The sequence below is a fragment of the Nocardia rhizosphaerae genome (assembly GCF_042650365.1).
GTDB classification, from domain to species: Bacteria; Actinomycetota; Actinomycetes; order Mycobacteriales; family Mycobacteriaceae; genus Nocardia; species Nocardia rhizosphaerae.
Map to the genome: position 1 here is coordinate 517,035 of NZ_JBHSBA010000015.1, position 13,386 is coordinate 530,420.

The 13,386-nt window shown below is 65.7% G+C and carries 10 protein-coding genes and 1 pseudogene; 1 reads left to right on the forward strand and 10 read right to left on the reverse strand.

Features of this window, described 5'->3' with window-relative positions:
- Positions 1 to 51 precede the first annotated feature (51 nt).
- Positions 52 to 1,341, reverse strand: a complete 1,290-nt coding sequence (locus tag ACFOW8_RS24580) for an acyl-CoA dehydrogenase family protein (protein ID WP_378553834.1) — start codon at positions 1,339 to 1,341, stop codon at positions 52 to 54.
- 2 nt (positions 1,342 to 1,343) lie between these two features.
- A complete protein-coding gene (locus ACFOW8_RS24585) occupies positions 1,344 to 1,997 on the reverse strand; it encodes a TetR/AcrR family transcriptional regulator (RefSeq protein WP_378553835.1) in 654 nt (217 codons plus the stop codon).
- Positions 1,998 to 2,221: 224 nt separating this feature from the next.
- Here ACFOW8_RS24585 and ACFOW8_RS24590 point away from each other — a divergent pair, with 224 nt between their 5' ends.
- Positions 2,222 to 4,399: a malate synthase G gene (locus ACFOW8_RS24590; RefSeq protein ID WP_378553836.1), complete on the forward strand. Its 2,178-nt coding sequence runs from the start codon at positions 2,222 to 2,224 to the stop codon at positions 4,397 to 4,399.
- 1,114 nt (positions 4,400 to 5,513) lie between these two features.
- Here the strand turns inward: ACFOW8_RS24590 and ACFOW8_RS24595 are convergent.
- The 8 genes and pseudogenes from ACFOW8_RS24595 to ACFOW8_RS24630 form a co-directional block, all read right to left on the reverse strand.
- A complete protein-coding gene (locus ACFOW8_RS24595; protein ID WP_378553837.1) occupies positions 5,514 to 5,891 on the reverse strand; it encodes a VOC family protein in 378 nt (125 codons plus the stop codon).
- A gap of 7 nt (positions 5,892 to 5,898) precedes the next feature.
- Positions 5,899 to 6,762 (reverse strand): annotated as a pseudogene (locus tag ACFOW8_RS24600) (IS110 family transposase); the annotation flags it as partial.
- 276 nt (positions 6,763 to 7,038) lie between these two features.
- Positions 7,039 to 7,710 (reverse strand): hypothetical protein, encoded by a 672-nt coding sequence (locus ACFOW8_RS24605; protein ID WP_378553838.1) that lies wholly within the window; start codon positions 7,708 to 7,710, stop codon positions 7,039 to 7,041.
- Positions 7,701 to 8,663, reverse strand: coding sequence for a hypothetical protein (locus tag ACFOW8_RS24610; protein WP_378553839.1), 963 nt, complete (start codon positions 8,661 to 8,663; stop codon positions 7,701 to 7,703). Before ACFOW8_RS24610 ends, ACFOW8_RS24605 begins: the two co-directional genes overlap by 10 nt.
- A 207-nt stretch (positions 8,664 to 8,870) precedes the next feature.
- The gene (locus tag ACFOW8_RS24615; protein WP_378553840.1) at positions 8,871 to 9,542 is read right to left on the reverse strand and encodes a LuxR C-terminal-related transcriptional regulator; all 672 of its coding nucleotides are present in this window, start codon (positions 9,540 to 9,542) and stop codon (positions 8,871 to 8,873) included.
- A gap of 49 nt (positions 9,543 to 9,591) precedes the next feature.
- Positions 9,592 to 12,141: an ATP-binding protein gene (locus tag ACFOW8_RS24620; protein WP_378553841.1), complete on the reverse strand. Its 2,550-nt coding sequence runs from the start codon at positions 12,139 to 12,141 to the stop codon at positions 9,592 to 9,594.
- A gap of 33 nt (positions 12,142 to 12,174) precedes the next feature.
- The gene (locus tag ACFOW8_RS24625; protein ID WP_378553842.1) at positions 12,175 to 12,702 is read right to left on the reverse strand and encodes a hypothetical protein; all 528 of its coding nucleotides are present in this window, start codon (positions 12,700 to 12,702) and stop codon (positions 12,175 to 12,177) included.
- Between the two features lie 142 nt (positions 12,703 to 12,844).
- Positions 12,845 to 13,288: a hypothetical protein gene (locus ACFOW8_RS24630; protein WP_378553843.1), complete on the reverse strand. Its 444-nt coding sequence runs from the start codon at positions 13,286 to 13,288 to the stop codon at positions 12,845 to 12,847.
- Positions 13,289 to 13,386: the final 98 nt, after the last annotated feature.

A 13,386-nucleotide genomic window follows, 5' to 3' on the forward strand; every position in this document is an offset into this window, starting at 1 on the left:
AACCCGGCACCGGATCGGGGACCTCGGCCGGTCCGGCCCGTCCGGTCCGGTTCAGAGGTCGCCGACCTCGCGGTCGAGGCGCTCGGCGACCAGCGCCCTGGCCTGCTCGCGCAACGCGGGCCGGTACCCGCTGGGATACACCGGGTCGGCGGGTGCGTACTTCTTCAGCACCTCCTTGGCGAGGGTGATCTTGTGCACCTCGGTCGGTCCGTCGGCGATGGCCATCACCTCGGCGTAGGTGGTCATGTCGAGGAACGGCAGGTCATCGCTCACGCCGAGCGCGCCGTGCAGGTGCAGGGCCCTGCGCGCGATGTCGTTCATCACCGTCGGCATGGCGATCTTGATGGCGGCGATGTCGGCGCGCACGGCGCGGTAGTCCTGCGCCTTGTCGATGCGCCACGCGGTGCGCAGCACCAGCAGCCGGAACTGTTCCATCTGGATCCAGCTGTCGGCGATGCGCTCCTGGGTCATCTGGAAGCCGCCGAGCACACCCTTGCGGGCCGGGCGCGACACCGCGCGCTCGCACATCATGTCGAACGCCTTGCGCACCAGCGCGACCGTGCGCATCGCGTGGTGCACCCGTCCGCCGCCGAGGCGGGTCTGCGCGACCAGGAATCCGGCGCCCTCGGCACCGAGCAGGTGATCGGCGGGGACCCGGACATCGGTGAACCGCAGGTGCCCTTCGTGTTCGCTGAACCCGGGCACGGTGAAGTTGCGGACGAGTTCGAGGCCGGGCGCGTCGGCGGGCACGATGAACATCGACAGCCGCCGGTGCGGTTCGGCCTCCGGGTCGGTCACCACCATCACGATGTGGAAGGTGGCGAACTCGGCAGCGGAGTTGAACCATTTCTCGCCGTTGATGACCCAGGAGTCGCCGTCGCGAACCGCGGTCGTCTTGAACGCCGTCGGATCCGAGCCGCCGGTCGGTTCGGTCATCACGTAGCAGGACCCGATCTCGCCGTCGAGCAGCGGCCGCAGGTATTTCGCCTGCTGCTCGTCGGTGCCGAAATGGGCCAGGATCTCGGCATTCCCGGAATCCGGTGCCTGGCAACCGAACACCAGCGGCGCCCACATGGAGGTGCCGAGCACCTCGTTGAGCAGCGCCAGTTTCAGCTGGCCGTAGCCGGGCCCGCCGAGCTCGGGACCGAGGTGACAGGCCCAGAGTCCCTGTTCCTTGACCTGTTGTTGCAGCGGCCGCATCAGCGCGCGGATCGCCGGATCGGCGCGGTCGTAGGGGTTGGGGTAGAGCAGATCCAGCGGCTCCACCTCGGTGCGGACGAACTCCGCCACCCAGTCGAGCTTGCGCTGGTATTCCGGGTCGGTCTCGAAATCCCAAGCCATGGTCAGCCTTTCGTGTCGGTGGCGGCGAGGCCGGACAGGACGGTGTCGGTGAGGAGTTCGGCGATCTCGGCGGGGGAGTGCGGGCCGTGTTCGCGGTACCAGAAGCCGAGCGAGTTGAGCATGCCGAGCAGGCCGTTGGTGACCACGTGGTCGGCGGTGCGCAGCCGCCCGGCCGCGTAGCCCGCGTCGAGCACGTCCTGCCACACGCGTTGCAGGCGATCGCGCAGTCGCTGCAGATCCGCAGCGCGTGCCCCGGTGAGCGCGTCGGCGTCGCGCAGGTGCACGGCCACCGCGCGCCGATGGGTGACGATCAGGTCCACATGGCTGCGGATGAGCGAGCGCAGCGTTCGCAGCGGGTCGGTGCGGTCGGCGGCGATGCGCTCGGCATCGCCGAGCAGCAGCTCGGTGTAGTCGCGCAGGATCTCCCACAGCAGTTCTTCCTTGGAACCGATGTGGTAATACAGCGCGCCGCGCTGGACATCGGCCTCGGCGCCGATATCGGCGACGCCGGTGGCGTGGAATCCGCGTTCGGCGAAGAGCGCGATGGCGGCTTCGCGGATGCGCTCGCGGGTCTCGACGGCGCCGCGAGCGGCCGCCGGTGGCCTGCCGCGTCTGCGTACGGGGGCACCGGTTTCCCCGGACCGCGCACTGTGCACCGGGGCTCCCTCCGTCGGGAAAATGTTCCGGTCAGTACATTAATTCCCTGCCCGCCTACAATCAAGAGGTGTGCCGCCACGCCCACCCGCCGACCTCGGCGCCTCGGCGTGGCGGAATGGACGAGGCCCGACGGGCGTTCGTACCCGCACGGGGTGTCGGCACTACCCACGGGTAACATGACACCCACTTTCCCCACCCGGCTATCTCAGAAGTGAGGCAGTAGATGACAGAGCGGATTCAGGTCGGCGGGCTCGGCGTGGCCAGCGTTCTCCACGATTTCATCGAGAACGAGGCGCTCCCCGGTACCGGTGTGGATTCCGCCGCGTTCTGGGCAGGCGCCGAGCAGGTCATCAACGACCTGGCCCCGCGCAACCGTGCCCTGCTGGCCGAACGCGACGAGATCCAGGGCAAGCTCGACGCCTGGCACCAGGAGCGCCCCGGCGCCGGCTACGACAAGGCCGCCTACAAGCAGTTCCTGACCGAGATCGGGTACCTGCGCCCCGAGCCCGCCCCGTTCCAGATCGGCACCGGCAATGTCGACGCCGAGATCGCCACCACCGCGGGCCCGCAGCTCGTGGTGCCGGTGATGAACGCGCGCTTCGCGATCAACGCCGCCAACGCGCGCTGGGGCTCGCTCTACGACGCGCTCTACGGCACCGACGCCATCTCCGAGGCGGGCGGCGCCGAGAAGGGCACCGGCTACAACCGCGTGCGCGGCGACAAGGTCATCGAGTGGGGCCGCAACTTCCTCGACGACGCCGTCACCCTGATCACCGGCTCGCACATCGGTTCGTCGTACTACAAGATCGTCGACGGCGAGCTCGAGGTCGGCCTCGAGGACGGCACTGACATCGGTCTGGCCGACCCGTCGCAGCTGGTCGGCTACCTGGGCGATCCCGAGGCCCCGACCTCGGTGCTGCTCAAGCACAACGGCCTGCACATCGAGATCCAGATCGACGCGGACTCGCCGATCGGCTCGACCGACACGGCCGGTGTCAAGGACATCGTGCTCGAGTCCGCGCTCACCACCATCATGGACTTCGAGGACTCGGTCGCCGCGGTCGACGCCGAGGACAAGGTCGTCTGTTACCGCAACTGGCTCGGCCTGATGAAGGGCGACCTGGCCGAAGAGGTCAGCAAGGGCGGCAAGACCTTCACCCGCACCATGAACCCGGACCGCGTGTTCACCGCACTCGACGGTTCCGAGCTGGTGCTGCACGGCCGCTCGTTGCTGTTCGTGCGCAACGTCGGCCACCTGATGACCTCCGACGCGATCATCGACGCCGAGGGCAACGAGGTGCCCGAGGGCATCATGGACGGGCTCATCACCTCGCTGATCGCCATCCACTCGCTCAACGGCGACACCCAGCGCCTCAACTCGCGCACCGGTTCGGTCTACATCGTGAAGCCGAAGATGCACGGTCCCGACGAGGCCGCGTTCACCAACGAACTGTTCGGCCGGATCGAGGACGTCCTCGGCTTGACCCGCAACACTCTCAAGGTCGGCATCATGGACGAGGAGCGCCGCACCACGGTCAACCTCGCCGCCGCCATCGAGGCCGCCAAGGATCGCGTGGTGTTCATCAACACCGGCTTCCTCGACCGCACCGGCGACGAGATCCACACCTCCATGGAGGCCGGGCCGATGGTCCGCAAGGCCGAGATGAAGGCCCAGACCTGGATCACCTCCTACGAGGACTGGAACGTCGACACCGGCCTGGCCAAGGGCCTGCCCGGCAAGGCGCAGATCGGCAAGGGCATGTGGGCCATGCCCGACCTGATGGCAGGCATGCTCGAGCAGAAGATCGGCCACCCCAAGGCAGGCGCCAACACCGCGTGGGTGCCCTCGCCCACCGCCGCCACCCTGCACGCCACCCACTACCACCAGGTGGACGTGTTCAAGCGGCAGTCCGAGATCGCCAAGGGCGGCCCGCGTGCCACCGTCGACCAGATCCTGGAGATCCCGCTGGCCCAGTCCACCGACTGGTCCGACGAGGAGAAGCGCCAGGAGCTCGACAACAACTCCCAGGGCATCCTCGGCTACGTCGTGCGCTGGATCGACCACGGTGTCGGCTGCTCGAAGGTGCCCGACATCAACGACATCGGCCTGATGGAAGACCGCGCCACCCTGCGCATCTCGAGCCAGCTGGTCGCCAACTGGCTGCGCCACGGCATCGTCTCCGAGGCCGACGTGATCGCCAGCCTCGAGCGCATGGCGCCGGTCGTCGACCGCCAGAACGCCGGTGACAAGGCCTACCGCCCGATGGCGCCGGACTTCGACGCCTCGATCGCGTTCCAGGCCGCCAAGGAACTGGTGCTCGAGGGCACCAGGCAGCCCAACGGCTACACCGAGCCGATCCTGCACCGGCGCCGTCGCGAGTTCAAGGCCGCGCAGAAATGATGCTGTCGACGGTGTGAAAAGTAGCTTGTAGCAGTACTTTTCGCTTGCGGCCCCGCATCGGAGAAATCCGGCGCGGGGCCGCTGTCTTCACCGGGGATCACCCTGGATACCGGCTCATCACCCTCAAAACGGTCACAAAAACGGTCACAAAACGAACGTGCCCATCATCGTCCTAGGAAGTGGCCTACCTGCGGATTCACGTCTCGTGCTTGGAGGTGACCTACTCGGGAACCGACGACAGGTAGCCGTACGGCGGACGTCCGTCTTGGTGTCGGCCTTCGTTGAGGACTCGGGCGTTCATGCGGGCGCGCGTGCGTTGTCTGGATGTGCTGGCGTTCGGGCTCGCTGAGTCCGCCGAGCATGTTCATCATCGTGGTGTGGTGACGTTGCCAGGGTCGAAGCGGCCGCGCGTTCGAGGCCGCAGATTGAGACGTAGTAGGCGCGGATGCGGAGCGCGACGAGGCTGAACTGGTTGCCGAACCAGCAGCGGGCACCTCACCGACGACGATGCCGGCCCAGCCGCGGTGAGGGTCACGAAGTTCATCGAGGAGTTTTGACGGCTTCGGTCCGTCGGTGCCAAGGGAGTGATCAGGATTGGCCGACGTCGAAGTAGCTCTTCACAATTCGTCCGCTGACGAACTTCTCGGCGTTGCCGAGCTGCTTACCTCGACTGTCGGTTCCCACGTTGGATCGACAACCGTGCCGTCCGGAAGGACACGCCAGGCGTGCTGGATCGGGATTCCAGCGGCAACACAACTACAAGCGAAGCCTCGGCGTACAACAGTCCGTGGTCCCTGTACGCGCGGATCGAATCACACCCACCTGCGGTCACCTGCCGAGCTCGCAGCAAGGATGTCCCGAAACCGTCAACCCGCACCATGAACACGTCACAGAAGTTCCGAGCCTGCCGCTGATCTCCTGAACGTGAATCGTCAAGAAGGACTTGAACCGCCACCTGACAGAGCACCTCGGCAGCGGCCACCGTGCTGCGGAGCGGCCGCCGGCGCGGGTGGTGTCCGGCCCCCCTGCCGTGTCCTGGCCTGGCGTACCTGGCCTCCGCGCTGGGGGGTGTCCCTATGGGTTTCGTCAAACCGTGCAGTGACCAGTCGGTGCCTCAACGGAAGTATTGGACCAGGCAGAACTCGTGCTCCTCGGGATCGCGCATGACCATGACAACTCCTTCGTCGTAGTCGTGCCGCTCGCCGGACCAGCGGCCCCCCAAGTTCTCGACCTGACAGCGACCGGCTTCGATGTCATCAACCTCGATGTCGAGGTGGATGCGGACCTTTCCGATCTTGGGCTCAGCCACTCGTTGGAAGGTCAAGCGTGGCCTGCTATCAAAGCGCGAGCCGATGGTTGCCCATCCCGGATCATCGCCATGTTCGGCGGTAGCGGGGATTCGCAGGATCGCGCTCCAAAACGAGGCCAGTAGCTTGGGGTTCGCGCAGTCGATCGTGATCCCGACCCATCGATTTGCCATGCCTACCAGCATGAACGAAAAGGATGCGGGCGCCGGTCCTGACTCCGATGCCCGGCATCGAGGTCAGGACCTGGGAAAGAGGGTGATCGGCCAGCATCTCCTCGATATCGACAGCGACCTGTTGCCGTTGCAGCAGAACAGTTTTCAACGAGTCGGCGAGTTTCGGCAGGACACTCTCGGCGGAGCGCGAACCAGGAACGACGACTGTCTGTGCGGGCAACGCGGCCAGGATTTCCTCGACCAACCGTGCGCCCATCCGGGGCGCGTGTTTTGTCGCGATGGTGGTGAGTTTGCGTCGGCCGGCCGCCCGGATTCCTTCGGGACCGCCGCAGCGCGACAAGATTTCCAGCACGGCAGGGTGCGCAACGCGTGGCCCGAGGATGCGTTCGAGGGCGGGGTGGATGCTGGTCAGCAGGCCGCGGATTCGGTTGCTGGTGCGGGTCGCTTCTCCAGCAAGGTCGTCATCGAACCCGACGAGGCCACCGAGCTCGGTCAGGGTTTCATCGCCGGTGTCGACTCGACGCAGGGTGTGGGGCATGGTGCGAGCGGCGTCGGCGATGATGTTGGCGTCGCGGGCGTCGGTCTTGGACTGGCCCGGGTAGAGATCGGCGATGCGGCGCATCGATAATCCGGGCAGATAGGCGATGTCGTGGCCGCAGGCGCGGGCGACGGTGACCGGCAGGGCGCCGATGGTGTTGGGCTGATCGACCACGATCAACAGCCGGCCTCGGATAGCGAGCTGGTCGAACACTGCCCGCAGTCGGGATTCGTCGTTGGGCAAGGCTTTGTCGAAGAGCCGTTTGCCGTTCGGGTCCAGGCCCACGGCGTGGTGTTCGCCTTTGCCGACATCGATGCCGCAGAACACGGCGTATGCCTGTGTCACTTCGTGTTTCCTCGTCGAGTGAGAAACCGCTGGCGGATACGGTCACCGATCGAAGCGTCAACGCCCGGCACCCACGTTACGAAGAGACCTGAGTAGCGGCCCTGTCCCCATCAGCGGTCCGTCGACGCCACCGGTGCCGGCGACACCACCCCCCGGATCATGCGTTCGACTCGGGGAAGTAGTCATACCGGGCCCGGTGACCGTGGGCCCGGTTCCGGGCCCACGAACAAGGTAACGGGGATAGTAGCCGGCTACCGTTGTTCCAGTAGGGCCGAACTACTCGGGGATACGCGCATCAAACCGTTCGATCTGGGCATTGAACATTCGCTCGATCAACGTTCGCGAATCTGCGGTGACCGCGTTGCGTGGACCACTCACTGACGCCATCACCAGGATGCCCCGGTGCGATCCAGCCGCCCAATGGGTGAGCTTGTCGCTCGCTACGCGAGCGGTCTCGACGACGACTGCCCAATCGGGCAACACCGTCGATGTCGCGGCACGCGATTCCTCTTTCGAATCGGTGCGTGGCAGGCAACGCATCTTCCAGGCCACCACATCCAGGTCTTCGCCCACTGCGAACAGTTGGATACTGTATCGGAGCCGTTCGTCCGCGCCCACCATCACGTTTGCGGCGGTTTCCTGATCCCCGTCGCGGACCCAACCTCGGGGATCGCAGCTGTCGGTGGGCGCGTCGAGATTGCGAACAACCTCGATCGCGGAACGGTGAAATTCACCGCCGGCCGGGAAGTCCGACTCCGGGAGCAACAGATCCTCGGTCAGGTGACGGATCTGGGACCGTCCCGACACTGCCGATGTGGATCCAGCGATCGTGTTATTCGGCGGCTGTTGCTGGGACGTGCAGCCAGCGACAACACCTATCGCGATAGCGAGAATCAGGACACGGGCAGCGGGGTGCAGCACGATTCGGCCCCGATAGCTCATCGCCATCCCACCAGCGTCCCTTGGCCAGGCGCGACCGCCAACTTCTCCGGTGTACCGCCATCGATGCCCACCGTGTACAGAGAGAAGTTCCCGTCGGTGTTGCGATACATGAATGCGATCCGGCTGCCGTCGGGGCTCGCGACCGGATTCAGTACCTTCGCACGATTGGTCGCGGGAAGCAGGTCGAGCCAGCCTCCACACGACCCGATCGCGCGCGAGGAGTTCTCGGTCGAACGAGACAGTTGTGAACCCTTGGCGAACACGTACCTTTCCCCTGCCCAGGTCTGGGCGCTGATCACCGAGCAGCCATCCGCTACATCGAAGTCGAGGTCCCCGCTCGCGGTGAGAAGGGGCCGGGGGATTAACCCGGTTCCACCGACGGTGTGCACGACCGTGCCGTCGCGTACCGCGCCCGCTTCGAATGCGAGGATCTGAGTTTGTTCGCCGATTTGGTGCGAGTAGTAGAAGCGGCCCCGACCGTCGAAACCGTATCCGTTGCCTGTGATAGGGCCACTGAAATCGGTTTTCGGCCCCTGCACCGCGGCAGTCACATCGGTGAACGCGCCGGCTCGATCCAGCCACCCCGCATGGAGGTCTCCATCGATCTTCCGGTTGACCAGCACTTTGGTCAGATCGGGCGAGACCAGAGTTCGGAACCCGAGTTCGCTATCAAGTCCGGGCTGGTGCAGACCGCCGAGCAGTGTTGCACCAGGAAAGCGGGCGAGAGTACCGCGATTTCCGGTGGACGGGTCGACGATCTCGATCACCAATGCCTGCGGATTCTGTGCGTACTGGGCGAAGATCAGGCCGTGCGCCGGCGGCTGGGGCATCGTCGTGTCTTCCCGCGTGGTGGACTCCTCCGCGGGCATCGATTGCGGGCTCGCGGTGTCCGACGAACAGCTGATACCGCTCCCGGACAGGGCGATCACCATGACAAACAAGGTGAAACGCAACTTCATGTGATGCTCCTCGAGGTGGCAGCGCTCAGGGGTTTCGTGAGGAAACCGTATGAGCTGCACCGCCAGTCGAGTATCTGCCGAACAGCGGACAGGACCGCACGGATTCGCGGGCCTGCTCGCGATGCGGCTCGAGGCAAGTGGCGTCGTCGGTAGCGTCTTCGTCTGCGCGGGTCACTGGGTGAATACGATCGCGATCCCCGAGACACCTTATAGCTGTTCAGGGTCGACGAGCCCGTCCTGGATCGCTCGGGCGACGAGCGCGGCTTTGGTGGACGCGGGGCGCCCGACTTGGGCGTACTTCGCGCGGATCCGTTCGAGGTGGGTGTTCACGGTTCCGGGGGTGATGAACAGTCGTTTCCCGACCAGCGCCTTGGATTCGGTTTGGAACCAGGCGAGCAGGACTTCCCGTTCACGCGGTGACAGAGTGGGTCTGTTCAGCCGGGTGTCCTGGCTCATCGCCTGAGCCATTGTGGGGCTGAGGTAGGGCCGGTTGGCTCCAGCGGCGTGGAGTGCAGCGACGAGGTGGACCTCGCCTTCCAGTTTGGATAGGTAGGTGACCACCCCCAGGTCGAGGCAGTCGAGGACCAGGTCGCTGCGAGTGTGTTGGGAGAAGACCACGATCCGGAACCCCTTCTCGCACAGTGCTGCTGTGGAGCTCAGGTCGGGTCTGGATTCGGCGAACTGCAGATCCAACACGACCGCGGCGAGGGTGTCCGGGTTCGCGTCGGGGTCAGCCAGGATCTCGCCGGGGCTGTGGTAGCGGGCGGCGACGCGGATCGGTGGGTCCGCGGCGGCACACCAGCCGGTGATGCCGGCGTGAACGACGGAGTGGTCGTCGATCACCGCGACCGGCATGCCGCTGTCACTGGGGTGGGGCACCTTCACCTCTGTTGTCCGGAACAGTGTCTGCGCCCGGACTCCAGTCGGGTCAGGGCAGCGGCACTGTCGCCCAGACCAGACCGTCGGAGCTGATCAGCGTGGCCTGTGGTGAGCTTGCGGTGACGGCCTCGGTGCAGGTGTCGTCGCAGTCGCAGGTGATGCTGAGGTCGGCGCGCTGGTCGGGCGTGCCGGTGATGACGATCTTGGCTCGGGTTCGGGTGCCTGCGAGCAAGATTATCGCGGCGGTCAGCGCCTCGGTGTGCGCTTGTGGATCGAGTTCGACGGTGCTGCCGATCGAATGGGTGGCTACTGCGATACCGCGTGCTTCGGCGGCTTCGATCGAGGGGGCTAGCTCGTCGAGCAGCGCTGCCGTAGCGAGTGGGTCCTCGGCGAACAGCCGTCGTAGCCGGGTCGACTCGAGCGAGCATGCCGCTCGGACCGCCGGTTTCGACGCGGAGCCGGGGTCGTTGGCCAGCTGTTGCAGAACAGGAACGAGTTGGCGGGACATGCGCTGGTAACGCTGACGGCGGTCCCGGTGCAGTGCCGCGGTGAGTGTGGTCTGGATCTGGAGGTCGGCCAAGTCGGTGCCTGCTTGTCGTGTCCGCCGCACGGCCCAACGCAGGAAGTCGCTGAATCCGAGCGCGACGCCCTGCAGGACCGTCACGCTGATCACGGTGTACAGCAGTGTCGACAGAACTCCGACGGAGGCGACCGCGACCGCCGTGGCTGTTCCGGCCGACCACAACGCACCGAGCAATCCCAGGCCGATGCGGCTTCCTCGACGGACCGAGAGGGCGGCGAGTTGCCAGCCGAGTGCGGCTACCGCCCAGTTGGCGCTGCTGGTGACCTGCTCGGGGGCCAGGAGTGCCGTCTGCAACGGAGCGAGTATCAGCACGACCGTCGCCGCGATCCACCACAAGGCCGTGGGAAGGGCATAGCGGATCTCCGCTATCGCGACGAACGCGGTCAGCACGGCAGCGGTCAGGATGCCGATTTGCGCCATCGGGTGCGCGGCGGAGAGGGCGTTGAGCCCCTGCAACCCGGAGACGACGACGGCGATCACCACCAGCCCGTACCCGTAGCCGCGCAGCAGTCGTAGCGCGTCGTCCACATCGCGGCGCAGGTCCGGTTCAGGGGCCATGCCCCATCGGATCTCGACCGCGGTCCCCGCGCCGGGCGACGAAACGATCTCGACCGTGGCTCCCGCATCAGCGAGACGACGTCGGATCGAGTTCCGTATGCCGAACCGGTCAGGTGAGAGCGCGGCGTCGCGGGGATCGAAGCCGATTCCGTCGTCGACGATGCGAAGGTTAGTTCCCCCGAATTCGATCGTCACCAGGTTCGCGTCGGCATGTCGATCGACATTGGTCAACGCCTCGCCGACCGCGGCCACCACTGCCTGGCTGGTGCGGGGGTTGTCCGGACCTGCGGCGCGACCACAGAACTGGACCGAGGTAGCGGTCTCTCTCACGCGCTCATCGATGCGGCGGGCGAAGTCATCAGTGTTCAGCGCCTGAGCGCCGCGCCGTACGGCCTGCAGGTCGCGACGGGCTTGGGCACGTAACCGGTCGTCGTCGACAACGATGCCCTGGCCCACCATCGCCAACGTCGATGCGGCGGTGTCGTGCAGCGTCGCCCACGTTTCGCGCTCGTCGCGGCGGCGCGCCGCCATGACCTCAGCATCGATTCTGCTGGACGTGTACTGGGCGAACGCGTCGTCGGTGATCTGCGCCGACCGCAAGACCAGCGAACGCAACACCGCGGCGACGGCCCACTCGACCACCAGGAAGTCGAGGCTGAAGATGGTCCATGGCCGGTCGACCCCGGGTACCAACACCGCACCCGATGCCCAGGCGGAGACCACGATCATGGTGGCGGGAAGCGACACCCGGACCGCGCGCGACATCGCCACCGTCACCACCACAGTCCCAGCGACCGCCAACATAGGACTGGCCGCCGTGGTGAACGCTGGACCGTCCACCACCAGTGGTGTACACAGCAAGTACACCCCCGCCACGATCAACTCCGAAGGCGGACTCCACGGCCGGTTCCACCGCCACAGTGCCCACCCCAGCAACCCCGCATGGATTAGCATCGACACGGCCCCGACGCCACCACCGCCCAGGTACACCACGGCGACAGCCGCCTCGACCGCACTCAGCGTCGAGGCCGCGATCCGATCGATCCGCGCACCCAGCACCGGCCGCGTCGATGCCGCACCTGAACTCACCCTCGCCATTATTCGCCCACCAGTCCCGGCCAGGCACCTGAGATGGGCCCGGATCCGTTCGGCCCGATGAACCTCGGCGGCTAGGGGAGAAGTGGCCAATGAATCCGCCCCGACTACGAAATAGCAGACGCCATTGTTGCCCTTCGCCTTCGCGATCGCAGCGGTCGGCGCGCCGCACACCCGACGAGACGGATCAGGACACGTTCGAAACGATCGCCATGACAGCATCCTTCTCGAGTCCCGCCCTTCGATGTCGAGACGCCAGGCACCAGCGAGCACGCCGACGCGCTGGCAGGGCAACCGCGCAATCTCGCCTCGGCGGCAACCCACGGACACGGTCGAGTTGCCGCCGGCGCCGGCCACGGACATGCTCCCGAGTTCGCCTCCGGTCCAGGTGAATACCTAGGGGCAGCGGACGGTGTAGTCCCATTTGGTGCCGCTCGGGCCCGTGACTCGGACCGTGACCGACGTCGCTGCACCGGCGGGGATCGCCACGACCGCAGAGCCGGTGCCCTGGTTGATCTGATCACCCACATAGCCGGTGTCGTGAACCTGGGCCCCTTGATAGAACACCTGGATACGATCGGGAACGTCGTAGGTCTCATAGACCAGAACGAAACTGGCCGGGCCGCCTGTGCCGAGCTGATGAATCGTCGTGGTGACGCCCTCGCCTCCGGACTTCGTCGAGTTGTTGCACTGCTGCGTCGCCGCCGATCCGCTGCCGAACAGCTCACCCAGGACGCCACTTCCGCCATCGAGGATTCCGCTGCCGGTATCGATGACGCCATCGAGCACCCCGCTACCGGTGTCGATGACCGCGCTGCCGGAATCAGCGCTGCCGGTATCGGCCAGCGACACACCCGGCGCCGCCCCGATCGACAACGCCAACGCCGCAAGGCTTACCGTCGCCCGAACGGTCTTCGAACTCATGGTCGTGCGCACTCTGTTCCTCCGCTTGTTCCGATTCTCTTCATCAGGCAAGTTCATGCAACTGACTCGAAAACCGTATGACGCGAACGGAGAACGCGGTATCGGTCGAACAGGGGACGCCGAATTCGATCGACGTACAGCTTCACGAGGGCGGGCCGGAAAGCTTCCACCCCAACAGCGTAAAACGGTTTCGAAGCATTGGCGAGTCACTTCCGCTATTCTCCGAGCCCCAGTCGCATACCTTCCATGAGCCGTTCTCCTTTCTCATCTCGAACCCGACCTTCAGGTGATCGGTATCTGGCTCGGCTCGTAGCCCGCGCGCGGCGATATCCCATAGGGTGATCGTCGCTTCAGCGTATGCGGCGTCGAGTCCCGGACTGATATACATTTCTCCGGTTCCGCTGTGGACATCGATCTCCGTACCTCTGGTTCCTGCGGAGCTATTGCCCGCGGAAGCTTCTGGAGCCTTGAAGTATCGGTTTTCCGCGCATGTCAGTTGCTGTCGAGCTTCGACGTTGTTCACACCGTCGAAGGTTTCCGCCCAAAGCATCGGAGTCGATTCGATTCGCCAGGTTCCTTCCTTCAAGCTCCAGACGTGCCGGTGCTGAGCTCAACAGTTGGCTTGGATCTTCAGCGATTCCGAGTCCGAGGTGTGTCGTGCGCTTCGACCAAAGCCGCGCTGGT